A 23,033-nucleotide genomic window follows, 5' to 3' on the forward strand; every position below is an offset into this window, starting at 1 on the left:
AACACTAAACAGGCCCCGTCATGAACGCCAAGACCATTGCCATCGCCATCGCCCTGATCGCCGGCACCGCGGTTGTTTCGTCGGTGCAGGCCTCCGAATCCATCAAGACCCTGGACACCGTGCAGGTGCGCCCGGCCGCCGACCAGCTGGCCCAGCAGGCCTGGGAACAGGCCAGCGGCATCCCCACGCTGGCAGCAGTGCAGGTGCGCCCGAGTGCTGACCAGCTGGCCGAACGCAACGGCTACGTGGCTGCCCCGGTCGCCGCTGCAATGCCGATCACCACCCTGGCCGCCGTCGAAGTGCGCCCCAGCCTGGAACAGCGCGTCGCCCTGGCCGCCGAACAGGAAGCACAGCGCTACGCCGCCACCCTGGCTGCCGCTGCCACCTCGGTGGCCAACCAGGTGATCACCAACCTGCCGACCCTGCAGGTTCGCCCCAGCGCCGCCGATCTGCAGGCCCTGGCCAGCGAAACCGCCCAGGTGCTGCTGCGCCCGTAACCGGTGCCGCCCTGCCCCGCGCAGGGCGTGCGCCGTAAAGGCGGCAGTGGTGGCAGGTACACTGCACCGATGAATGCCGCGCCCCAGTTCCACGTGATCCTGTTCCAACCGGAAATCCCGCCCAACACGGGCAACGTGATCCGGCTCTGTGCCAACACCGGCGCGCAGCTGCACCTGGTCGAACCGCTCGGGTTCGCACTGGAAGACAAGCAGCTCAAGCGCGCCGGGCTGGACTACCACGAGTATTCGCGCCTGCAGGTGCACCCCGACCTGGACACCGCGCTGGCGCGCATCGCGCCGAAACGACTGTTCGCACTCAGTACCCGGGCCAGCGTGCGCTACGACAGCGTGGCGTTTGAAGACGGCGATGCATTCCTGTTCGGCCCCGAAAGCCGTGGCCTGCCGCAGGATGTGCTCGACGCCCTGCCCGACGGCCAGCGCCTGCGCCTGCCGATGCAGCCGGGCAACCGCAGCCTCAACCTGTCCAACACCGTGGCCGTACTGATGTACGAAGCCTGGCGCCAGCACGGGTTTGCCGGCGGCGCATGATGCGCCTTGGGTAGGTGCGGCCCCCCCTGGTGGGTGCGGACCTTGGTCCGCACCAATGCCTGGTCGCGCGCTGAAGGACTGTGCCGACCAAGGTCGGCACCTACCAATGCCGCTTCTGGTGGGTGCTGACCTTGGTCCGCACCAATGCCCGGTCGCGCGCGGAGGGTCTGTGCCAACCAAGGTTGGCACCTACCACCAAGGTCGGCACCTACCCGGTAGATCCACGCCATGCGTGGATGACGGTCAGAACGCGTTGATACCGGTCAGCTCGCGACCAATCACCAACTGGTGCACGGTCTCGGTGCCTTCATAGGTAATCACCGATTCCAGATTCAGCGCATGCCGGATCGCCACGTGCTCGGTGGTGATGCCGGCCCCGCCCAGCAGGTCGCGGCATTCGCGGGCGATATCAATCGCCATGCGGCAGTTGTTCCACTTGGCCAGGCTGACCTGCTGCGGCTGCAGCTGGCCGGCTTCCTTCAGGCGCCCCAGCTGCAGGGCCAGCAGCTGCGCGGTGGTGATGCGGCGGGCCATTTCGGCCAGCTTGATCTGCGCGCTCTGGGTGGCGGCCAACGGGCGGCCGAACAGCACCCGCTCCTTGGCATAGCCCAGCGCTTCGTCCAGGCAGGCAATGGCCGAACCGATCGGGCCCCAGCTGATGCCGAAGCGGGCCTGGGTCAGGCAGCCCAGCGGCCCCTTCAGGCCCTTCACGTTGGGCAGGCGGTGGCTGTCGGGCACGCGCACGTCGTCGAAGTACAGCGCACCGGTCAGCGAGGCGCGCAGGCTCATCTTGTGCTTGATCTCCTGGCTCGTGAAGCCGGCCATGCCCTTTTCCAGCACGAAGCCCTGGATGCCGTCTTCGGTCTGCGCCCAGACAATGGCAAGGTCGGCCACCGGGCCGCTGGTGATCCACATCTTGCTGCCGCTGATGCGCCAGTCGCTGCCGTCGCGTACCGCGCGGGTCTTCATCGCGGCCGGGTCCGAACCGCCATGCGCTTCGGTCAGGCCGAAGCAACCGATCAGCTCGCCACGGGCCATCGCCGGCAGCCACTGCCGCCGCTGTTCCTCGCTGCCGTAGGCGTAGATGGGGTACATGCACAGCGAGCTCTGCACGGAAACGAAACTGCGCAGGCCCGAATCGCCGCGTTCCAGCTCCTGGCAGATCAGGCCGTAGCTGACCGCGCCCAGGTCGCCGCCGCCATATTCAGACGGCAGGGTCGCGCCCAGCAGGCCCAGTGCGGCGATCTCCGGCACCAGTTCGTCGGGAAAACGCGCCTGGTCGAAGGCATCGCCGATGATGGGCAGCACCCGTTCGTTGGTGAAACGGGCCACGCTGTCCTGCACCGCGCGTTCTTCCTCGCTGAGCAGTGAACGGACATCGAACAGATCGTACGGATGCAAAGCCATGGCACTCACACGCAGTCAGGACCGGGCCATTGTCGGTCATCGGCAAGCATCGCGTCTGGTAGGTGTGGACCTTGGTCCACACGGAAGCGGGTCCGGGCGGTGAAACAATGTGCCAACTCAGGTTGGCACCTACCCGGCCACGAGCATTACGCTGCACTGCAGCAATCATGACGTGAACATCGGCGATCTAGCTCGATCACGCGCGGCCCGGTACCCTGACACATTCAAACAAGCGTTTCGCACGTGGCAGCACGCGCGATTCCCAGGCACCGCCGGTGGCCCCGATGCCGGCACTACCCACGAGTCATGCATTCGATGAGCGCTGAAGCCAACGCCCTGCCCCCGCGTGAAGTAATGGAATTCGACGTGGTGATCGTCGGCGCCGGTCCTGCCGGCCTGGCCACCGCCATCCGCCTGCGCCAGCGCGCGATCGAAGCCGGCCGTGAACTGTCGGTGTGCGTGCTGGAAAAGGGCTCCGAGCCCGGCGCGCATGTGCTGTCCGGTGCGGTGATGGACCCGCGGGCACTGACCGAACTGTTCCCGGACTGGGCCGAACGCGGCGCGCCGCTGAAGCAGAAGGTCACCCGCGATGAATTCCTGTTCCTCAGCGAGACCGGTTCGCGCAGCACGCCCAACGCGCTGCTGCCCGAATGCTTCCACAACGAAGGCAACTACATCATCAGCCTGGGCGAAGTGACCCGCTGGCTGGCACAGCAGGCCGAGGCGTTGGAAGTGGCGATCTTCCCCGGCTTCGCCGCCGCCGAGGTGCTGTACGGCGACAACGGTGAAGTGGTCGGCGTGGCTACCGGCGACATGGGCATCGAAAAGGACGGCAGCATTGGTCCGGCCTTCGAGCGCGGCATGGCCCTGCACGCCAAGTACACGATCTTCGGCGAAGGTGCGCGCGGCCACCTCGGCCGCCAGCTGATCGCCCGTTACAAGCTGGATGAAGGCAAGGACCCGCAGGCCTACGGCATCGGCATCAAGGAACTGTGGCAGATCGACCCGGCCAAGCATGAGCCGGGCCTGGTGGTGCACGCCGCCGGCTGGCCGCTGGACAACGACACCTATGGCGGCGCCTTCCTGTACCACGCCGACGGCGGCAAGGTGGCGGTGGGCTACGTGGTGGGCCTGGACTACAAGAACCCGTGGCTGAGCCCGTTCGAGGAATTCCAGCGCTTCAAGACCCACCCGCAGATCCGCAAGCACCTGGAAGGCGGCACCCGCATCGGCTACGGCGCACGTGCCATCACCGCCGGTGGCCTGATGTCACTGCCGAAGACGGTGTTCCCCGGCGGCGCGCTGGTCGGCTGCGAAGCCGGCTACCTCAACGTCAGCCGCATCAAGGGCAGCCACGCGGCCATCAAGACCGGCATGCTGTGCGCCGACGCCGCCTTCGATGCGCTGGTGGCCGACCGCCAGCACGATGAACTGAGCGCCTACCCGCAGGCGTTCGAAGCCAGCTGGCTGTTCACCGAACTGCAGCAGGCCAAGAACTTCAAGCAGTGGTTCAAGAAGGGCCAGACCGTGGCCACGCTGATGACTGGCGTGGAACAGTGGCTGCTGCCCAAGCTGGGCGTGCGCAACCCGCCGTGGACCCTGCGCCACAGCACCCCGGACCACGCCTGCCTGGAGCCGGCGTCCAAGCACACCCGCATTGCCTACCCCAAGCCCGATGGCGTGCTCACCTTCGACCGTCTCAGCTCGGTGTTCCTGAGCAGCACCAACCACGACGAAAACCAGCCCAGCCACCTGACCCTGAAGGACGCCAGCATTCCGGTGAAGGTGAACCTGGCCGAGTACGCCGGCCCGGAGGCGCGCTACTGCCCGGCCGGTGTGTACGAGTTCGTTGGCGAAGCCGACAACGCGCGGCTGCAGATCAACGCGCAGAACTGCGTGCACTGCAAGACCTGCGATATCAAGGACCCGACCCAGAACATCGTCTGGGTGACCCCGCAGGGCGGTGGCGGCCCCAACTACTCGGGCATGTAAGGCCCCGGGCTGCGACGGCGTGTCGCAGCCCGCGTCCACGCAGGGGCCGGTATGCTACCGGCCCATGCGCGCGATCGTTCTACCTGTTGCATTCGCCGTGGCCCTGGCGGCCACCGGCTGTCAGCGCCCACCCGCCGCACCGGCCAGCCCCGAACAGGCGCGCCAGCAGGCGATGCAGCGCGCGTTTGAACTGTGCGCCGGCTGCCACACGGTGAAGGCCGGCGGCATCCATCGCTTCGGTCCGAACCTGCATGGGGTACTCGGCCGGCGTGCCGGCAGCCTGCCCGACTACGGCTATTCCGACGCCATGCGCCGCGCCGATTTCGTGTGGAGCGCGCAGACCCTGGACACCTTCCTGCAGTCACCCAGCCACATGGTGCCCGGCACGCGCATGTACAACGCGTTCCCCAGCCCGGAACGGCGCGCCCTGGTGATCGCCTACCTGCAGGAGCATGCCCAGTAGGAGCACAGCGTTCACTGAGCCAGCCGCTGCAGCTGCTGTTGCAGCAGGGCCATGAACTCGCTCACCTGCTGCAGCAACGGCCCCATGGCCGCCTCGTCGCCCTGCTGCAGTTGCTCTTCCAGGGCGCCGGCGCGCGCGGCCAGGCCCTGCGCGCCCACCGCGCCCAGCGCACCGGTCATGCGGTGCAGGTGCTGCACCAGCTGGGCGCGGTCGCCGTCGCGCAGCGCCGCGTGCAGATCGGCCATGTCGCTGGTCGTGGCGGCCAGCAGGCTGTCGCGCAACTGGGTGGCCACCTGCAGCGAACCGAAGCGCTGCTGCAGCGCCGCCAGATCCGGCAGCGCCAGCGATGCATCCACCACCTCACCCGGCGCATGGGTGGCGGCGGCCAGCTCGGCCGCATCCAGCCCGGCCGCCTGTGGCAGCCAGCGCAGCAAGGCCTGGCGCAGCGTGGCCAGCGACAACGGCTTGGCCAGCACATCGTCCATGCCCGCCTCGCGGCAGCGCCGTGCGTCGTCGTCCAGCACGCTGGCGGTCAGCGCCAGCACCGGCAGCCGCGGCTGGCCGTTGCGGCTCTCACGCTCGCGCAGCAGGCGGGCGAAGGCGAAGCCATCCATCACCGGCATGCGGCAGTCGGTGATCACCAGATCGAACGGTTCCTTCGCCAGCCGATCCAGGGCCTGCCGCCCGTCATCGACCAGCACATGCGGCACGCCCAGCTGCTGCAGGCGCCAGGCCATCATCGCATGGTTGGTCGGGTGGTCTTCCACCACCAGCACGCGCGCCGCCCGCAACGCCGGCGGCAGCAGCGCGGTCTGTTCCTGCTCGGCCAGCAGCGCGGCCACGTCTTCGGCGCGCGCTTCCACCAGCGCCACCTCCACGTCCACCCGCGTGCCTTCGCCCAGCACACTGTGCAGGCTCAGCTCACCGCCCATCTTGTGCACCAGGCGCCGACAGATGCTCAACCCCAGCCCGGTGCCGCCATGCTCGCGCTGGATGTAGGCGCCGGCCTGGGTGAAGGGCGCGAACAGGTGCGGAATCTGGTCTTCGGCAATGCCGATGCCGGTATCGGACACGGTCAGTCGCAGCGGCTGGCTGCCATCCTCGGCGGTGGCACCCAGCACATCCACCTGCAGGCGCACATGGCCCTCGTTGGTGAACTTGATCGCGTTGCTGAGCAGGTTGAAGACGATCTGCCGCAGGCGCACGCCATCGACTTCGTGTGCCTGGGCCAGGCGCGGGTCGATGTCCACCTGCAGCTCCAGGCCCCGGGCCGTGGCCTGCGGCGAAAGCAACCGGCACACGCTGTCCAGCAGCGGGCGCAGCGGCATCGGCACCGGCGCCAGGCGCAGCGCGCCCGCTTCCATGCGCGAATAATCCAGGATGTCGTCCAGGATCTGGCGCAGCATCTGCGCCGAATCCTCGATCACGGTGATGATGCGCTGCTGTTCCTGGTCCAGCGGCGAATGGGACAGCACTTCCAGCATGCCCAGCACGCCGCTCATGGGCGTGCGGATCTCGTGGCTCATGGTGGCCAGGAAGCGCGACTTGGCGTCGGCCGCCTGCTCGGCTTCCACCTTGGCTGCGGCCAGCGCGTCGGCCTGCGCGCGCGCCTCGCTCACATCCACCCAGTAGCCGCTCCAGGTCACCGCACCGGCCTCGGCGGCGTACGGGTGGGCCTGGCTGCGTACCCAGCGCTGACTGTCATCGTCGGTCAGCACGCGGAATTCGAACGACAGTGCAGCGAAGTGACGCGCGGCCTGCGCGGTGGCCTGCAGGATCACGGCGCGATCATCCGGCGCGATACGGCCCAGCAACGCCCCGGTCTCCTCCATCGCCTGCTGCCGCGTAATGCCGAACAGCGCCTGCACATCGCCGGCAATGAACGGGAAGGTGAGCGTGCCGTCGGCCGCGCGGCGGGCCTGGTAGACGATCGCCGGCAGGTTGTCGGTCACCTCGGCCAGGCGCTGCTCCACGTGGCGGCGTCCGGCCACTTCACGGCGCAGGCGCCAGTGGCCCAGGCCATGCACGGTGGCCGCGGTCAGCAGCACCAGCAGCAGCGGAATGATCCAGCGTAGCAGCCCGCTCCAGTGCACGCCCTGGCGGTATTCCACAGCCAGCCAGTCGCCACGCAACGATTCGCGTTCGCGCGGGGTCATCTGCAGCAGCAGGCGGTCGAAGGTGGTGGCCAGGGCGGCATGGCGGTGGTTCACGGCCAGCGCCAACTGGTCGTTGAAACCTGCCGGTGCGGCAATCTGCAGGCGGCCGGGGAAGCGCTCGCGCAGCATGTGGTCGACCAGCGCCAGGTTGCCCACGTACGCATCGGCATCACCGTCCAGCAGCCGCTGCAGCGCCTGTTCGGCACTGCGCGCGGGAATGATGCGCGCCTGCGGCGCCTGCTGCAGCACATAGCCACGCACGCGTTCGGGGTCGGACAGCAGCACGCGCTTGCCCTGCAGGTCGGCCAGCCCCAGCAGCACCGGGCTGCCCTGCGCGGTCACGATCACATTGGGCACGCTGATGAAGGGCTGGCTGAACACCCAGTCGGGCCCCAGGTACTGCGAATCCAGCGGAATGCCCATCACTGCCTGCACATCGCCGCGCTTGGCCTTGGCCCGCACCTCGAACCAGTCGTGGCTGGGTTCGATCTGCAGGTTGGCGCCGGCCTTTACCAGCAGGCGCAGGTATTCGGCGGCCAGGCCCGTGGGCTGGCCGCCCGCGTCGGCGAAGGACAGCGGCGCCGCATTGGGCGGGAAGCCGATCTTCAGCGGCTCCTGCAGCACGCGCTTTTCGGCCTGGCTGAGGGCCAGCTGGGCCGATGCCGACCACTGCAGCGGCGGCAGCCAGCGCTGCACCAGCGCCTCCTGCTGCGAGGCGCTGCTGGCCGCCAGCGCCAGGTCCAGCGCTTCGGCCAGCGGCTGCTTGCCGTTGGGCACACCGAAATGCAGCCGCTCGGGCGGTAGATCGCTGGGCCGCAGCAGCACTACGCCCTGCAGTTTTTCCTGGGCGATCAGCTCGGTGGCGACATAGGCATTGCCGATGAACACGTCGGCTTTGTCGTCTCTGACCATTTCCAACGCGGCTTGCGTGTTGTTTGCGACAAGCTGTCGGGCACGCGGGAAGCGGGCACGCACCTGCGGCGCGGTCATGAAATCCTGCTCGATCACCACCCGCAGCCCGTCCAGATCCGGCGCCTCGGACGCGCGCAGGTCACCCGGTCGGCCCACCATCGCCAGCGGCGCTTCGGCGTAGGCGCGGGTGTAGACCATGCAACGGGTGCGCTCGGCGCTCAGGGCGATGTTCATCACCACATCGATCTCGCCACGGCACGCCGCGTCCAGCACCGCGTTCCAGTCCGGGTAGCGACGGAACTCCAGTTTGCTGCCCAGTTGACGGGTCAGAAGCGACAGGTAATCTGGCCCCAGCCCGGCCGGCCGGTCGTCCTGCAGGAACTCGTAGGGCGGCCAGCCGCTGTCATACTGGCCGACAACCACCACCGGATGCGCGGCCAGGAACTGGCGCTGCAACGGGGTGAGCGGCAAGGGTCCGGGCTCGGCCTGGGCCAGCAGCGACAGGCCCAGCAAGCCCAGTAACAGGACCCATCCACGAACAGCGCCGTTCCGCATCTGCGACGATCTCCCTTGAACCCGCCGGGTACCGCGCTGCTCGCGGCCGGCACTGCCCGAAGGCCATACTAGAGCATGACCTTGCGCATCATCATCGCAGACGATCACCCCGTGGTCCGCATCGGAACCCGCGCGGTCATCGAATCCAGCGGCGTGGGCCGGGTGGTTGGCGAAGCCGACAATGCCCAGGCCCTGATCGCACTGCTGGCCAGCCAGCCCTGCGACCTGCTGGTCACCGACTATTCCATGCCCGGCAGCGCCCAGGCCGACGGCTTCGCGATGATCGGCATGATCCGCCGCCGCTATCCCGATCTGCCGGTGCTGCTGCTCAGCGTGTCCAACAACCTGGCCATCCTGCGCATGGTGCTGGACAGCGGCGTGCTCGGCCTGGTGGACAAGAGCTCGTCCATGGAAGAACTGCCACAGGCGATCCAGGCGGTCTACCGCGGGCAGTCCTACATCAGCCGCAGCCTGCGCGAGCGCGTGGAAGAGGCCGGCAGCTGGCGCATGCGCGAAGGCGACGGCAAGCCGCTGTCGCCGCGCGAAGTGGAAGTGCTGCGCCTGCTCGGCACCGGCATGACCGTGAAGGAGATCTCGCTGCAACTGCACAAGAGCGTCAGCACCATCAGCCGGCAGAAAGGCGATGCCATGCTGAAGCTGGGGCTGAAGGGCGACGCCGAGCTGTTCGATTACCTGCGCGACGGCAAAATCTGAGAACTGCTTCACGATTTCACGGTGGCCGCCCGGTGCTGACACTGTGATCGACGCCACAGCTGTGCCATGATCCGCGCCGATGGGCTCTCCCATGCGAGGTCGAAGGAATCGACCGGCCCATCACCACGCTGCCCGACTGCGGGCGGCGCGCATTCTGCGTTGGCCATCCGGCCCGACGCCCGCACACCATGGAGAGGCGCATGACCCATTCCCCCCGTTACGTCCCGGCTGCCGCCCGCCCGCGATTGCGCATGGCGTTGGCTGGCCTGGCCGTTTCGCTGCTGGCCAGCGCCTGCACTCCCTCGACCTCGACCGCGTCACCCCAGGGCGCCGCCGCGCCACGACAGGAAGTTGCCCCCATGCAGAACTCCGCCACCGCCGCTGCGACCCCCGCCGCGGTTGCCACCCCGCCCGATGCCGGCAGCGTGCTGTATTTCATCTACCAGGTGGATGGCGACGGCGCCGTCTCCTACGAAGTGGCCAATGGCGCCGTGGCGACCTTCTGGTTCGGCCACAGCTACGAAGTGGCCGGCACCCGTTACTACACCGGCTTTGCCTGGAACACGCCGCAGAAGTTCGGCAAGCCCGGCGAAGACGACGTGGGCCCGGAAAGCCGTGTCACCCTGTCCGAAGCCACCTTCACCCTGAGCGGTGACAAGCCCGACCGCCCCTGGGTGTTGAAGGGCGTGGAGCCGTGGATCGGCGCGATCGGCGCCTATGGCACCGCCCCGGACGTGGACGGCAAGCGCAAGCCGGTCGAACACCGCACCGCCGCCGGCAAGCTGGTGCTGGCCGTGCCCACCCGCAGCTTCAGCAACGGCACCAGCGTGGAAGGCTACGAGATCCTGGTGTTCAACCCGGACTACGAGACGTCCGAAGATGGCCAGGTCTGGGCCAGTGCCGGCACGGTGAACACCGGCGAAGACAATTCGGCTGCCTGCGACGACGGTGCGGTGATGCCGTGCATCAGCAACCAGGGCACGCTCAGCTTCAGCGCCGTGCCGGGCAGGGACCTGCCGGCCATCACCGTGGTCGCCACCGGCACCACGATCGATGCACCGGGGCAGACCCGTGCACTGGGCGCCAGCGATGCACGCCGCTATTACTACGACGCCGCCCGCAAGGCCTACGTCGCGCAGTAACCCTTACACGCAGTACCTGTTGACCGACATGTTGATGACTCACGGATGAGTCCGGTTGGCGTAACGCGGCACAGGCCGCTCCATCAACCCCAGAGGAAAACGTCATGGCACAACGTGACTACAGCAGACAGGAAGTTCTCGACATCATCGAACAGGTGGCCCAGCGCAAGGGCATTCCCAGCGAAGACTTCCTGCGCTTTGCCCATATCGAGACCGGCGGCCAGTTCGACGAGCGCGCGCACAACAGCCGCACCGACGCCAAGGGGCTGTTCCAGTTCCTGCCGTCGTCGGCGCGCCAGTACGGCCTGAGCGGCCACGAGTACGACCCGACCCGCAACACCGAAGCGGCCGCGGACATGTTCCAGCGCAACCTGGCCGACATGGAAAAGCGCCACGCGCGCACCGGCCACCCGTACCTGTCCGGCGAAGCATCGCCCACCGGCCTGGACCTGTACCTGGCCCACCAGCAGGGTGCGGCCGGTTACGGCTCCATCCAGACCGCCATCGCCACCGGCACCTTCGGCGTGGTGCGTGATGGCCACGGCGAACCGATCAACATGCGCCCGCGCATCATGGGCCAGATCGGCAGCGACATCGAAGCGCTGACCGGCCACACCCGCGCGGAAATGCGCACGATGAACGACAAGGACCTGGCCAGCACCTTCGCCCAGTACTACGACCGCAAGTACGACGGCATCAGCATTCCGGAAAAGAACATCGCCGCCATCAGCGCCGATGCGCCGGCGCGCAGTGCACCGGTGCAGGCCGCCGCGGGCCCGACCCAGACCGTGCCGGCGCCCACCGCCGCCACCGTGTCGGCTGCAGCGGCGGCCAACCAGGACAAGCCGGGCATCGCCCTGACCGCCGCCTACGATGCCGGCGTGAAGTACGACGATGTGAAGTACGCAATCAACATCGCGTCCAGCCAGTACTACCGTGGCAACGGCATCACCGGCAAGAACGTGGACCAGGGCTACGTGGACTGCTCCGGCTGGGTCGGCACGATGCTGAACAAGACCCAGGACGAGATCAACCAGAAGGCCGGCCACGCCGTCTATGGCGATGCCGACAAGATCAAGCTGGGCTTCGCCGGTTCCGGCGGCATCGTGCAGCAGGCCTACAAGGATTCGGGCGTGCTGCTGCAGCGCGACGACATCCTGAAGCCGGGCGCGCTGCAGGAAGGCATGGTGATCGGCCTGGACACGGCCAAGACCAAGCACGAGCACTGGAACGGCATCGACCACATCGTGATGGTGGTGCGCGACCCCAACACCGACAAGCTGCTGATCAGCCAGTCCACCGGCAAGCTGGGCGTGCACACCATGCCGGTGGAGGACTACCTGAAGCAGGTGGAAAACCACCCGAACTGGAAGCTGTTCGCCTCCGACCCGCTGCACAAGGCGCGCGACCTGCTGGAAAACCGCAGCCAGACCCAACAGCACGAACAGGGCAAGGAAGCACCTGCGCAGGCCACCGCCAGCGCGCCGCGCAGCGAGATCCACCGCAATGGCGACCACAGCGAAGGCGTGCGCAAGGCGCAGGAACAGCTGGGCCACCTGGGCTACGTGGGTGCCGACGGCAAGCCGCTGTTCGAGGATGGCAAGTTCGGCCGCAACACCGAAGCGGCCGTGCGTGAGTTCCAGAAGGACAACGGCCTGGCCGTGGACGGCATCATCGGCCCGAAGACGCTCGATGCCATCAACGATGCGCGCGAACGTCCGCTGCTGAACGACGAACGCCACCCGCGCAACCCGATGTACAACCAGGCCGTGCACGGTCTGGAGCAGTTGCCGCCCGGTACGTTCAAGGACCGCCACGCGCTGGAAGCCACCGCCGCCACGCTCACCCGCGACGCCCATGCCGCCGGTCTGCAGCGCATCGATTCGGTGGTGCCCAGCATGAACGGTGAACGTCTGTTTGCCGTGCAGGGCGCGATGGGCGACCCGGCCGCCGTGCGTGCCTCGGTCGATGCCAAGGCCGCCAGCGAACAGAGCGTGGCCCTGAGCAGCGGTGCCGTGCAGGGCGCACCGAACGTGCTGCAGCAGCAGGACGATCAGCAGCAGGAACAGGTGCGCCAGAACCAGCGCGCGATGGGGCACTGAGGCCGGTGGTGCCGGCTTCGGGTCAGAGCCCTTTCCTGCGGAAGGGGATCTGACCCTGGGTTCGGATTCCGTCCGCAGGGCGGGCTCCGAACCTTCGGTTCAGCTTTCTCCTTTCAGGCGGGCTTCATGGCGCATGACGCTAGATGAATGCGCACGCCGACCGGGTGGCCCACGCAATGTTCCGGCAATGTCCGAAGCCCAGCGTGGTACCTGCGGCAGCCACGGCGCCCTGGCGCCTTCCCTGCCCCGCGTGGCATGCCCCCAACTGGAGACCCGAACATGCTCAATACGTCCTCACTCAGCTTCCGCAGCCTCGGCCTCGCCCTGGCGCTGCTGGCCGGCTTGGCCGTGGTCGGCGATGCCAGCGCCCTGTCACGCAAGGACAAGCGCACCGTGGTCGGTGCCGTGGTGGGCGGCGTGGCCGGTCACCTGATTTCCAACGGCGACCCGACCGCCACCGTGGGCGGTGCCGTGGCCGGTGGTGCCATCGGCAACCTGACCACCAAGGACCGTCACGACGATCGTCGCTACGACCGCCGTTATGACCGTCGCTACGGCCATGACCGCGGCCACGACCGCCGCTACTACCGCCACGACGATCGCCGCTACCGCCACGACCGCGGTCGCCACCGCGGCTGGTAAGTACACCTGGCAACACCCGGAACGCCGGCCGCAGTGACGGCCGGCGTTCTGCTGTTCAGCGCACGTGGTCCAGGAACTGCCGGTGGCGGGCGTACTGATCCAGCACATCGTGGATCAGCTGCACGCGGGTCCAGCCCATCACGTCATAGTCCTGCCCGCCCTCGCGCAGGTAGACCTCGGCGCGGAAGTAACGCCCGGCCTTGGCGGCACGGCGCGGGTCCTGCAGGGTGAAGCTGGGCGGCTCGTACGGCTGCGGCCGCACCGAGTAGAAGAAGTCCATTTCCTGGCCATGGCCGACCTGCAGCCAGGCGCGGCCATCCTCGCCCAGGGTCACCTCGACCTCCAGCTCCTGTCGCCGCAGTTCACCGGCCACGTCCTGCAGGGCCGGCATCACCTGCTGGTCGATGAAGCGCAGCACCTCGGCCTGCACCGGGTTGTGCGCCAGCAACCGCAGGCGCGCACGCCAGTCATCGCTGGTGCCGGGCAGGATGCGTGCGTCGCGGATGATCGAGCGCTTGGTGGCATCCAGGCGCATCGCTTTCAGCAGGCCCCAGCACATCAGGATCATCACCAGGGTGAAGGGGAACGCGCTGGCGATCGTGGCCGCCTGCAGTGATTCCAGGCCACCGGCAAACAACAGCGCCACCGCCAGCGCACCCACCAGCAACGCCCAGAAGATGCGCTGCCACAGCGGTGATTCCTCCTCACCCTTGGAGGTGAGCATGTCGATCACCAATGCTCCCGAATCGGCCGAGGTGACGAAGAACAACGCCACCAGCAGCACCGCCAGGCACGAGGTTGCCATCGTCCACGGCAGGTGGCGCAGGAATTCGAACAGCGCCATGGAGCTGTCGCTGGAAACGGTCTGCACCAGTTCCTGTACCCCTTCGGCGCGCACCATGAACAAAGCGGTGTTGCCGTAGATGGTCATCCACAGGAAGGTGAAGCCCAGCGGCACCAGCAGCACGCCCACCACGAATTCGCGCACGGTGCGGCCACGCGAGATACGCGCGATGAACATGCCCACGAACGGTGACCAGGCGATCCACCAGCCCCAATAGAACAGCGTCCAACCGCCCAGCCAGCCGGTGGGCTCGTAGGCGTACAGGTTGAAGGTCATCGAGAACAGCTGCGACACGTACATGCCGGTGTTCTGCACCAGCACCTGCAACAGGTGCACGGTGGGCCCGCAGACCAGCACGAAGGCCAGCAGTGCCGCCGCCAGGATCATGTTCAATTCCGACAACCTGCGCACGCCGCTGTCCAGGCCCGCCACTACCGAGCCGGTGGCCACCAGGGTGATGACGGCGATCAGCACCACCTGGACCAGCGTGCTCACTTCCAGCCCGAACAAGTAGTTCAGGCCCGAGTTGATCTGCATCACGCCCAGCCCCAGCGAGGTGGCCAGGCCGAAGATGGTGCCCAGCGCAGCGAAGGTATCCACGGTGTGGCCGATCGGCCCGTGGATGCGTTCACCGATGAGCGGGTACAGCGCCGAGCGCACGCGCAGCGGCAGGTTGTGGCGGAAGCCGAAGTACGCCAGCGCCAGCGCCACAACCGCGTAGATCGCCCAGGCATGCACGCCCCAGTGGAAGAAAGTGATGCGCATGGCCTGGCGCGCCGCCGCGGCCGATTCCGGCGTGCCGGTGGGCGGGGTGGCGTAGTGCATGATCGGTTCGGCCACGCCGAAGAACATCAGGCCGATGCCCATGCCGGCGGCAAACAGCATCGCGAACCACGAGGCATAGCTGTAGTCGGGGCGACTGTGGTCCGGGCCCAGCTTGATGCGGCCATAGCCGCTGACGGCCACGCCCACCACGAACACCAGGAAGCCGGCGACGGCCAGGATGGTGAACCAGCCGGCATCGTTGGCGGTCCAGGTCTTGGCGGCGGTGAACCAGCGCGTGGCCAGGTCCGGGGCGAACGCGGCCAGGGCGAGCAGGGCGATGACGATCGCCGCGGTGGGAATGAATACCTGCGGCAGGATGCGCTGCCTGACGGGGGTGGGGTGCGGAGCGGAGCTCGGCATGTCGTCCTCCGTGAACGGAAATGCGTGAAGGGAATACGCGGCGGACCGCGATGAAGGGCGTCCTAGAAGTAGAAACCGATATTGAGGTTCAGGCGTGAGTGCCAGCGTGAGGGCCCTTGCGGGTCCAGGCCGATGCCATCGCCGCCGGCGAACCACATGTTCTTGCCGGCGATCCAGTCGATGTAGGTCAGCATCATGCCCCTGCCCAGGCTGCAGCCGGTGACGTTCTGCCACGAGTCGCGCATGCCGGGCTGGCGTTGCAGCGGGCGGGTCATGCTCAGGTTGTTGTAGCAGGTGATGTCATCCAGCCAACGCTGTTCGCCAAACGAATAGGCCACGTTGACGCTGGGCACATCGGCCTTGCGCGCGATCTGGAACGGTGCCTGGAAAGCCGATAACGCGATCGTCGCGCCCGGCACAGCGTAGTGGTAGCGCGCCCATTGCAGCTGGGTGGTCCAGCCATCGCGCGCCCATTGCGCATGCACGGCCATGCCGTGGTGATCATGATGGCGGCGCGTTTCCACGTTCTGCACCGAACCGCTGAACGCCGACGCACCCAGCAGCAGCGTTCCACCGTGCCAGTCACGGTCATGCTCGTAGCGCAGGTTTACCCGGTCGCGCTCGCGGTAGGGCAGCTCCGGCGTGCGCGCCACATCGAACGAGTAGCGGTCGTAGCGCGCCGCGTCGCCGTACTCATCGCCGGCAAACCAGCCGACGTGCCACAGGTGGTGGCCACTGCGATGCTGCAGCACCAGGCCGGGATCGTAGTCATCCTCGATGCCCAGGTAGTAGCCAGAGCCGAACCAGAAACTCTGCGAAGCCGTGGGCAGCAGGCCGAACGGCACCTGCTGGATACCCGCACGCAGATCGGTGTCTTCGTTGAACTGCCAGCCTGCATAGGCGTGGTGGACCGCATCGAAGCCGTCATACCAGCGGTACTGCGCCGAGAAAAACAGCGGCCCGGCACCGGCATCGATGTCGGCACGCAGCAGTTCCAGCTGCAGTCCGCTGGTGGGGCCGTAATCCAGCCACCCATAGTTGAAGCGGACGGCGCCGCCTGCGTCGAACCACGGTTCCGCATTGGGATCGTGGGGCTGTGCCAGCGCCTGGCCGGCCGATGCGCACGCCAGTGCGCCAAGAAAAATAGAGAAAAAACATCGCACGATTGCGTCCCGGTGCCTCCCTGTTTCCAGAATGTAAGCCTGCCAGTGTAACCAGCACGGGTATGCGCCCTCTTCACCGGGCCAGCGCAGGAACGCGGCACGGGCGGTACCATGAGCGCGCTGTGCTGCTGCCCATCCGATCTGCGAACGCGCCACCATGACCGATACTTCCCACCGCGTGCAGGGCCTGAACAACGATGAGGTCGCGGCCGACTGGCCGGCGATTTCCGCGCAGGACCTGGCCTGGTTGGGGCAGCGCTATACGCAGCTCGGCCCTACTGCCACGCTGCAATGGCACAGCCCGCGCCCGCTCTCGGCCGCGGCGATCGCGCGCGGCGAACACGGCGCCGTTTTCATCAAGCGCCACCACCACAGCGTGCGCAGTGCCGCCGTGCTGCAGGAAGAACACCGTTTCGTTGCCCATCTGGCGGCGCGTGATGTACCGGTGGTGCAGGTGCTGGCTGCAGACAACGGGCAGACCGCGCTGGAGCAGGGCCCCTGGACTTACGAACTGCACGCGGTGGGCGCCGGCGTGGACCTTTATCGCGATGCACCTTCGTGGTCCCTGCTGACCGACATCGCACAGGCGCAGGAAGCAGGCCGCATGCTGGCCCGGCTGCACCGTGCCGCAGCCGATTACCAGGCGCCGCAGCGCGATACCCACATCCTGGTGGCACGCGACGATCTGATCCGCGCACACGATCCCATCGCGGCGCTGCAGGCCAGCCTGCCTGATCGCCCCGGCCTGGCCCGCTACCTGGCGCGCATTCCCTGGCAGGCGCAGCTGCGCGAGCACGTGCTGCCCTGGCATGCCGGCCTGGCCCAGCGGCTGCAGCACGAACCGCGGCTGTGGGCGCACAACGACTGGCACGTCTCCAACCTGCTGTGGGCCCGCGACGGGCAGATCGCCACCGTACTGGATTTCGGCCTGGCCTCGCCCACCAGCGCGCTGTTCGACCTGGCCACGGCCATCGAGCGCAATGCGGTGGCCTGGCTGGAGCTGCAGCGCGGCGCCGACGCGGTGCGCCCCGATATCGCCCTGGCCCTGCTGGCCGGCTACCGGCAGGTGCTGCCGCTGTCGGCCGAGCGCGTGCACCTGCTGGCCGACCTGCTGCCGATGGTGCATTTCGACTTCGCACTGTCCGAAGTGGAGTACTTCGAAGGCATCACCGGCTCCACCGCCAATGCCGACGTGGCCTGGCAGCCGTTCATGCTGGGCCACCCGGCCTGGTTCCATACCGAGGCCGGCCAGGGCCTGCTGCAGGCGCTGCGCGCTGCGGCATAGCGTCCTACAGGCCTGGGGGTCAGAGCCCTTTCCTGCGGAAAGGGATCTGACCCCCAGCCCCGGCCCCCCTGCCCCGTTCCCGGACTCGCAAATCCGTACGGTTTGTAGTGAAATGGTCACCTGAAGCGGGGGTGCCTGGATCTGCCAGGCTGAGAGAGTCCCTTGGAACCTGATCCGGTTTGCACCGGCGTAGGGAGCTTTGAGCAGCTGTCGCACCCCCGTTCCCTGGGCCCGTGCGTCCGTGCGCCGTCGCTTCGTCTCCCTTGCTGTCAGAAGACGAACCGAATGAACCGCTGCCTGCGCCCCACCCTGCTCGCCCTGGCCCTGTGTGCCGCCCTGCCGCTGCATGCCAGCGAGGCCGCCACCGATGCCGCCGACACCTCCGATCGTTCGCCCACCGATCTGGCCGCCGTGCGCGTGCAGGCCGGCAAGCCCGCCTCTGCCAGTTCGCGCGCCAATGCCTTCGGCGGTGGCAGCTGGAAAGACACCCCGGCATCGGTGAACGTGCTCGACCGCAGCTACCTGGAACAGCGCCAGGTGCGTTCGCTGTCCGAACTGGCCAGCAACGATGCCTCGCTGGGCGATGCCTATGCCCCGGTGGGCTACTACCAGAACGTGGCCATTCGCGGCTTCGCGCTGGACGCCGCCACCGGCTACCGCTTCAACGGCCTGTCGATGGCCGGCGAACAGCGGCTGGCGCTGGAGAACGTGGAATCGGTGGAAATCCTGAAGGGTGAAGCCGGCCTGGCTGCCGGGGTGATGGCCCCGGGCGGCATCATCAACTACGTGGGCAAGCGCCCGGCCGAAGTGCGCACGGTCACCCTGGGCACCGATTCGGAAGGCTCGCGCTACGCCGCCGTGGACGTGGGCCACTGGCTGACCCCGCGCTTCGGCGTGCGCTTCAACGCCGCCTGGGATGCCAGCGATTCGTATATCGAACACCTCGATGGCCGCCGCAATTTCTATTCGCTGGCCGCCGACTGGCTGATCGGCGAACGCGGCAAGCTGGAAATGGATGCCAACTACCAGACCAGTTCGCAGCGCTCGGCATCGGGCTACCAGCTGCTGGGTGCCAGCGAACTGCCGCGCGGCGTGGACCGTGACCACCTGCTGGGCTACCAGCCGTGGCAGATGCCGGTGGGCATCGCCAGCACCAACATCACCGTGCAGCACACCTACGATTTCAGCAGCAGCTGGCAGTCGCGCGTGGCGCTGGGCCACAGCCGCACGGTGATCGATGACAACGTAGCCTTCGCCTACGGCTGCTACTACGCCGCGCAGTGCGCCGACGGCAGCGTGCCGGGCAACTACTTCGCGCCCAATGGCGATTACGATGTCTACGATTACCGCAGCCCCGACGACACCCGCCGCAACCAGCAGGCACGCGCCGAGCTGCGCGGGCGCTTCACTACCGGCAGCGTGGGCCATGAGCTGACCCTGGGCGGCGAAACCTACCGCCGCACCGTGGACCGCCGCCCCAGCGTGAACGAGTACGTGGGCACCACCAACTACCACGACGGCCAGGTGCCGGTGTTCGATCCGTCGCCGCTGCAGCCGGGCCCGTCCGCGCGGCGCCTGGACAGCCGCCAGAACGCCTTCTTTGCGCTGGACCGGCTCAGCTTCGGTGACGACTGGCAGTGGCTGGCCGGTGGCCGCTACGTGCGCCTGGACGAGCGCGCCTACGACAAGCGCGGCAACCCGCAACGACACAGCCGCCTGTCGCGCTTCCTGCCGCAGACCGCCCTGGTGTGGAAGGCCACCGACCAGCTGAATGCCTACGCCAGCTACGTGCGTGGCATTTCGCTGGGGCAGGAAGCGCCGTTCTGGACCAGCACCGCCGACACCTTCCTGCCGGCGGTGGAATCGCGCCAGCTGGAAGCGGGCGTGAAGTACGCGCCGAACGAGGCACTGAGCGTGGGCGCGGCGGTGTTCCGCATCAGCCAGCCCTACCAGTACGCCAAGCCGGACGACAGCGATGTGGGCTTCACCTTCGTGCAGGAAGGCCAGCAGACCCACACCGGCCTGGAGCTGACCGCCAACGGCCAGCTGACCGATGCACTGCAGGTGGTGGCCAGCGCCAGCGTGCTGCGCGCACGCGCACGCGATGCCGGTACGCCGGCCTATGAAGGCCACCAGCTGGTGAACGTGCCGAAGGTGCGCGCCAGCGTGCACCTGGCCTACGCGCTGCCGTTCGTGCAGGGCCTGCAGGTGACCGGGGGCTGGCGCTACGCATCGGCCAACGTGGCGCGTGCCGATGGCGCGATGCGTGCGCCGGATTATTCGGTGTTCGATGCCGGCCTGCGCTTCCAGCACCGCCCGCACGAACGTGCGGTCACCTGGAACCTGTCGGTGGACAACGTGTTCAACCGCTTCTATTGGCGTGACACCGGCAGCAGTGCCGGTGACTACTACCTGTTCCCCGGTGCGCCGCGACAGGCGCGCCTGTCGGTGACGTTCGCGCTGTGAACGGGCCCCTGCTCGAGTGGACTGCCGCGCTGTGCAGCGTGCTGGGCGTCTGGCTGATGGCCCGGCGCCGGCTGTCGGCATGGCCGGTGGGGCTGCTGTCGGTAACGCTGTACGGGCTGGTGTTCGCCGAAGCCAAGCTGTATTCGGACACCCTGCTGCAGGTGATCTTCGGCGGTTTCCTGGTCTACGGCTGGTTGAACTGGCGCCAGCACGCCGCCGATGAAGGCAGCATCCGCATCGTGCCGTTGGCGCGGGGCAAGCTGCTGCGCGACCTGGCCATTGGCGTGTGCGGCGGCGTGGCACTGGGTGCGGTCATGCACAGCTTCACCGATGCCGCACTGCCGTGGCTGGATGCCCTGCTGACCGGACTCAGCCTGGTCGGCCAGTGGTGGCAGGCACGCCGGCATGCGGCGTGCTGGTGGGTGTGGATCGGCGTGGACGTGGTGTACGTGGGCACGTACCTGTTCAAGTCGCTGCACGTGACCGCGGCGCTGTACGTGTTCTTCCTGGGCCTGGCGGTATTCGGCCTGCGCGCGTGGCAGGCCGCCGCGCGCGCACCGCAGGTCGCCTCGGCCCCGTAGAGTCGAGCTTGCTCGACTGCCCAGGTACGCCGGGCTGCGGGGCTTCATCCACGCATGGCGTGGATCTGCTCGGTCCCGGAAGTAGAGCCACGCCATGCGTGGCTGGGTTGGGCCGCGCGGTTCATCCACGCATGGCGTGGATCTACTCGCCCAGGTCGGCCAACACCTTGCGCGAGGGTGCGAAGAAGGTGACGCCGGTGACCGCCGTGGAGAAATCCAGGATGCGGTCGTGCAGCGGCGCCGGATTGCCGATGAACATGCGCTCCAGCATCTGCTCGATCACCCACAGCCGACGCGTGTAGCCGATGAAGTAGGTGCCGTACTCGTTGTGGCCCGGGCGCGCGAACGGCATGTTGTCGCGCAGGATCTCGTGCTCCCCCTCGGCATCTTCGATGGTGCACAGCGTCTTGTGCGACTTCTGCGCATCGGCCGGTGCATCGTCCAGTTCCATGTTGTCGTGCTTGGTGCGGCCGATGATGGCTTCCTGCGCCTCGGTCTTCTGCGCGCGCCAGGCCTCCAGGTTGTGCAGGTACTTCTGCACCACTACGTAGCTGCCACCGGCATGGTCGGGGTCTTCGTCACCCACGATGGTGGCCTCTGGCAGCGACAGCCCTTCCGGGTTGGCGGTTCCATCAACGAAGTCGAGCAGGTCGCGGCCGTCGAAGTAACGGAAGCCGGCCACTTCATCCACCGTTTCCACCGCATCGCCGAAGGCCAGCAGCAGGTTGCGCTCGAAGGCCACGATCAGATCCTGGGTGCGCGCGCGGATGTGGTACAGCAGGTCGCCGGGGGTGGACACCGCCGTGTGGGTGGCGCCCTGGATCTGGCGGAACGGCTTCAGCTCGCGCGGCGGCGTGCTGCCCACCAGCGGTTCCCACACGCGATGGCCGATGGCCACGTTGCAGGTGAATGTGCGCTCGATCTCGCGGATGGCGGTGTTCTTGATCAGATCATCGGTACTGCCCAGCACCTGCCGCACCGTGGCGATGGAATCGGCATCGTCCTTCACCTTCAGCACCAGGAAGGCCGCGCAATGGGTCAACGGCGCGGTGATCTGCTGCGGCTCGTTGTCCAGCGTGTGGTTCAGGGCGGTGATCGGGGCGGGCTGGGAATTCATGGAACATCCTGCTGGCTTGAGGCGGCGATGATAGCCGAACCACCCCGAACACGGCTGCAGTAGAGCCACGCCATGCGTGGCTGAGGAGAGCATCCACGCATGGCGTGGATCTACCGTTGGGCGACGCGGCGATTCCAGGCAAAAAAGAAGCCCGGCACAAGGCCGGGCTTCGGATGGCATGCGGGAGAGAGAGAGAGTCACATGCCACTTACACGCACTAACGACAGAGCGATGTCTTACCAGCTGAAGCGCGGACCCACGAACCACTCGCGATCGCCGGCCTTGGCCAGCTTCACTTCGCCGCTCAGGCCCCAGTTCTGGTTGAACTTGGCGGTGGCGCCGACGCGGCCGTAGAACTCGCCTTCCGGATTGATGCCGTGCTTCTTGCTGTAATCCTCGTAACCGGCCAGCGCATAGCCTTCCAGGTACGGGTTGAACGCGGTACGCAGACCCACTTCGGTGGAGTAGCCGTTGAAGTCCAGGCCGTGCTTCAGGTCGAACTTCTGGTACGCAACACGAGCCACCAGGTCGGTGTTCGGTGCGATGCCATAGTTGTAGCCGGCACCGATGCGCCACTGGGCGACATCGTTCTTGAAGGTGTCGGTTTCCTGCTTGCTGTAGTCACCGAAGACCGAGAAGTTCGGGTGCACTGCAACCGAGCCCTTCACGCCCCAGCCATCGGCGTCGCCGCCCTTGGCATCGGTGTTCACGTAACCGCCTTCAACGTAGTTGTACGACAGGCCATCGGCAGCCGATGCAGCGAACGGCAGGGCAGCCAGCAGACCCAGGGCAAGCAGCGAATTCTTGATCATCGGGACACACCTTTAATTATTTTTGGTTTCGTCGGCCGCCTCCCGGGAGAGGGAGAGAGGAGGCGGTCGACAGGTGTGAATTATCCGTTTGCTGGTGAAATCGACCCTGAATATTGTACTGACCAGTACATGAATGAAGTTCCCGTTCAGGGAACTTGTAGTGGTTTGGCCCGATGGATGGGAAGTTCGTAGAATCCCTCACAACGTGACGATTCCCCGCGATGCGGGGCGATTTAACGTAAGTCCTCGCCAGGGCGAGGGTTCAGTACCGCAGCCAAGGCTTGGGATCGGGTGAGCGAGAACTTTCTGAGCAGGGTCGAGGGCGGTGGCCCCACCGTGCAGCGGGGTAAGCAGGCAAGACCTGCCTTCAAACCTCCAGCGACGAGGTGATGCACGCGATGTCTCGTGCTGGCGGTCGACCTGCTTGCCCGGCTGAACCACACGGCTGA

Annotated in this window: 17 protein-coding genes and 1 riboswitch; of the genes, 11 read left to right on the forward strand and 6 right to left on the reverse strand. The window is 67.2% G+C overall.

The features are described 5' to 3' along the window. Positions 1 to 20: 20 nt before the first annotated feature. A complete protein-coding gene (locus G4G00_RS12930; RefSeq protein ID WP_108751812.1) occupies positions 21 to 497 on the forward strand; it encodes a hypothetical protein in 477 nt (158 codons plus the stop codon). Positions 498 to 566: 69 nt separating this feature from the next. Then, positions 567 to 1,046, forward strand: coding sequence for a tRNA (cytidine(34)-2'-O)-methyltransferase (locus G4G00_RS12935; protein WP_108751811.1), 480 nt, complete (start codon positions 567 to 569; stop codon positions 1,044 to 1,046). A 243-nt stretch (positions 1,047 to 1,289) separates the two neighbouring features. Here the strand turns inward: G4G00_RS12935 and G4G00_RS12940 are convergent, their stop codons facing one another. After that, complete coding sequence (locus tag G4G00_RS12940; protein ID WP_108751810.1) at positions 1,290 to 2,453, reverse strand: acyl-CoA dehydrogenase family protein; 1,164 nt, start codon at positions 2,451 to 2,453, stop codon at positions 1,290 to 1,292. A 315-nt stretch (positions 2,454 to 2,768) separates the two neighbouring features. On the opposite strand from G4G00_RS12940, the gene G4G00_RS12945 reads away from it, so the two are divergent. Both G4G00_RS12945 and G4G00_RS12950 read left to right on the forward strand, forming a co-directional pair. After that, positions 2,769 to 4,445, forward strand: a complete 1,677-nt coding sequence (locus G4G00_RS12945) for an electron transfer flavoprotein-ubiquinone oxidoreductase (protein WP_108770882.1) — start codon at positions 2,769 to 2,771, stop codon at positions 4,443 to 4,445. A gap of 64 nt (positions 4,446 to 4,509) precedes the next feature. After that, a complete protein-coding gene (locus G4G00_RS12950) occupies positions 4,510 to 4,908 on the forward strand; it encodes a c-type cytochrome (protein WP_108751808.1) in 399 nt (132 codons plus the stop codon). Positions 4,909 to 4,919: 11 nt separating this feature from the next. Here the strand turns inward: G4G00_RS12950 and G4G00_RS12955 are convergent, their stop codons facing one another. Then, a complete protein-coding gene (locus G4G00_RS12955) occupies positions 4,920 to 8,531 on the reverse strand; it encodes a transporter substrate-binding domain-containing protein (RefSeq protein WP_164274187.1) in 3,612 nt (1,203 codons plus the stop codon). A 75-nt stretch (positions 8,532 to 8,606) separates the two neighbouring features. On the opposite strand from G4G00_RS12955, the gene G4G00_RS12960 reads away from it, so the two are divergent. The 4 genes from G4G00_RS12960 (at position 8,607) to G4G00_RS12975 (ending at position 13,131) form a co-directional block, all read left to right on the forward strand. Further along, the gene (locus tag G4G00_RS12960; RefSeq protein WP_108748073.1) at positions 8,607 to 9,245 is read left to right on the forward strand and encodes a response regulator transcription factor; all 639 of its coding nucleotides are present in this window, start codon (positions 8,607 to 8,609) and stop codon (positions 9,243 to 9,245) included. A gap of 200 nt (positions 9,246 to 9,445) precedes the next feature. Further along, positions 9,446 to 10,387, forward strand: a complete 942-nt coding sequence (locus G4G00_RS12965) for a hypothetical protein (protein WP_240336158.1) — start codon at positions 9,446 to 9,448, stop codon at positions 10,385 to 10,387. 104 nt (positions 10,388 to 10,491) lie between these two features. Further along, positions 10,492 to 12,489 (forward strand): XVIPCD domain-containing protein, encoded by a 1,998-nt coding sequence (locus G4G00_RS12970; protein ID WP_108751805.1) that lies wholly within the window; start codon positions 10,492 to 10,494, stop codon positions 12,487 to 12,489. A gap of 279 nt (positions 12,490 to 12,768) precedes the next feature. Further along, positions 12,769 to 13,131 carry a glycine zipper 2TM domain-containing protein gene (locus G4G00_RS12975; protein WP_108751804.1) on the forward strand — a complete coding sequence of 121 codons (363 nt, stop codon included), beginning with the start codon at positions 12,769 to 12,771 and terminating at the stop codon, positions 13,129 to 13,131. A gap of 55 nt (positions 13,132 to 13,186) precedes the next feature. On the opposite strand, the gene betT is transcribed toward G4G00_RS12975, so the two are convergent. Together betT and G4G00_RS12985 are read right to left on the reverse strand one after the other, a co-directional pair. Further along, positions 13,187 to 15,160, reverse strand: coding sequence for a choline BCCT transporter BetT (gene betT, locus G4G00_RS12980; protein WP_164274190.1), 1,974 nt, complete (start codon positions 15,158 to 15,160; stop codon positions 13,187 to 13,189). 62 nt (positions 15,161 to 15,222) lie between these two features. After that, entirely contained in the window at positions 15,223 to 16,323 is a 1,101-nt protein-coding gene (locus G4G00_RS12985; RefSeq protein WP_240336159.1) for a hypothetical protein, read from the reverse strand. A gap of 157 nt (positions 16,324 to 16,480) precedes the next feature. On the opposite strand from G4G00_RS12985, the gene G4G00_RS12990 reads away from it, so the two are divergent. From G4G00_RS12990 to pnuC, 3 genes are all read left to right on the forward strand, one after another. Further along, positions 16,481 to 17,608 (forward strand): phosphotransferase, encoded by a 1,128-nt coding sequence (locus tag G4G00_RS12990; RefSeq protein ID WP_164274193.1) that lies wholly within the window; start codon positions 16,481 to 16,483, stop codon positions 17,606 to 17,608. 117 nt (positions 17,609 to 17,725) lie between these two features. Further along, a riboswitch (TPP riboswitch) is annotated at positions 17,726 to 17,821 on the forward strand. A 72-nt stretch (positions 17,822 to 17,893) separates the two neighbouring features. Further along, positions 17,894 to 20,074, forward strand: a complete 2,181-nt coding sequence (locus G4G00_RS12995; RefSeq protein ID WP_164274196.1) for a TonB-dependent siderophore receptor — start codon at positions 17,894 to 17,896, stop codon at positions 20,072 to 20,074. 8 nt (positions 20,075 to 20,082) lie between these two features. Beyond that, positions 20,083 to 20,655 (forward strand): nicotinamide riboside transporter PnuC, encoded by a 573-nt coding sequence (gene pnuC / locus G4G00_RS13000; RefSeq protein ID WP_108754686.1) that lies wholly within the window; start codon positions 20,083 to 20,085, stop codon positions 20,653 to 20,655. Between the two features lie 142 nt (positions 20,656 to 20,797). Here the strand turns inward: pnuC and G4G00_RS13005 are convergent, their stop codons facing one another. Both G4G00_RS13005 and G4G00_RS13010 read right to left on the reverse strand, forming a co-directional pair. Beyond that, entirely contained in the window at positions 20,798 to 21,772 is a 975-nt protein-coding gene (locus G4G00_RS13005; protein ID WP_164274199.1) for a Dyp-type peroxidase, read from the reverse strand. Between the two features lie 236 nt (positions 21,773 to 22,008). Continuing rightward, entirely contained in the window at positions 22,009 to 22,581 is a 573-nt protein-coding gene (locus G4G00_RS13010; RefSeq protein ID WP_199911434.1) for an Ax21 family protein, read from the reverse strand. Between the last annotated feature and the right edge of the window lie 452 nt (positions 22,582 to 23,033).

Source organism: Stenotrophomonas sp. B1-1, from assembly GCF_010894375.1.
GTDB lineage: Bacteria > Pseudomonadota > Gammaproteobacteria > Xanthomonadales > Xanthomonadaceae > Stenotrophomonas.

Bases quoted from the DNA above. Each gene is read 5' to 3' on its own strand.
- G4G00_RS12930 (WP_108751812.1), top strand. From the start codon at position 21: ATGAACGCCAAGACCATTGCCATCGCCATCGCCCTGATCGCCGGCACC.
- G4G00_RS12935 (WP_108751811.1), top strand. From the start codon at position 567: ATGAATGCCGCGCCCCAGTTCCACGTGATCCTGTTCCAACCGGAAATC.
- G4G00_RS12940 (WP_108751810.1), bottom strand. From the start codon at position 2,453: ATGGCTTTGCATCCGTACGATCTGTTCGATGTCCGTTCACTGCTCAGC.
- G4G00_RS12945 (WP_108770882.1), top strand. From the start codon at position 2,769: ATGAGCGCTGAAGCCAACGCCCTGCCCCCGCGTGAAGTAATGGAATTC.
- G4G00_RS12950 (WP_108751808.1), top strand. From the start codon at position 4,510: ATGCGCGCGATCGTTCTACCTGTTGCATTCGCCGTGGCCCTGGCGGCC.
- G4G00_RS12955 (WP_164274187.1), bottom strand. From the start codon at position 8,531: ATGCGGAACGGCGCTGTTCGTGGATGGGTCCTGTTACTGGGCTTGCTG.
- G4G00_RS12960 (WP_108748073.1), top strand. From the start codon at position 8,607: ATGACCTTGCGCATCATCATCGCAGACGATCACCCCGTGGTCCGCATC.
- G4G00_RS12965 (WP_240336158.1), top strand. From the start codon at position 9,446: ATGACCCATTCCCCCCGTTACGTCCCGGCTGCCGCCCGCCCGCGATTG.
- G4G00_RS12970 (WP_108751805.1), top strand. From the start codon at position 10,492: ATGGCACAACGTGACTACAGCAGACAGGAAGTTCTCGACATCATCGAA.
- G4G00_RS12975 (WP_108751804.1), top strand. From the start codon at position 12,769: ATGCTCAATACGTCCTCACTCAGCTTCCGCAGCCTCGGCCTCGCCCTG.
- betT (WP_164274190.1), bottom strand. From the start codon at position 15,160: ATGCCGAGCTCCGCTCCGCACCCCACCCCCGTCAGGCAGCGCATCCTG.
- G4G00_RS12990 (WP_164274193.1), top strand. From the start codon at position 16,481: ATGACCGATACTTCCCACCGCGTGCAGGGCCTGAACAACGATGAGGTC.
- G4G00_RS12995 (WP_164274196.1), top strand. From the start codon at position 17,894: ATGAACCGCTGCCTGCGCCCCACCCTGCTCGCCCTGGCCCTGTGTGCC.
- G4G00_RS13005 (WP_164274199.1), bottom strand. From the start codon at position 21,772: ATGAATTCCCAGCCCGCCCCGATCACCGCCCTGAACCACACGCTGGAC.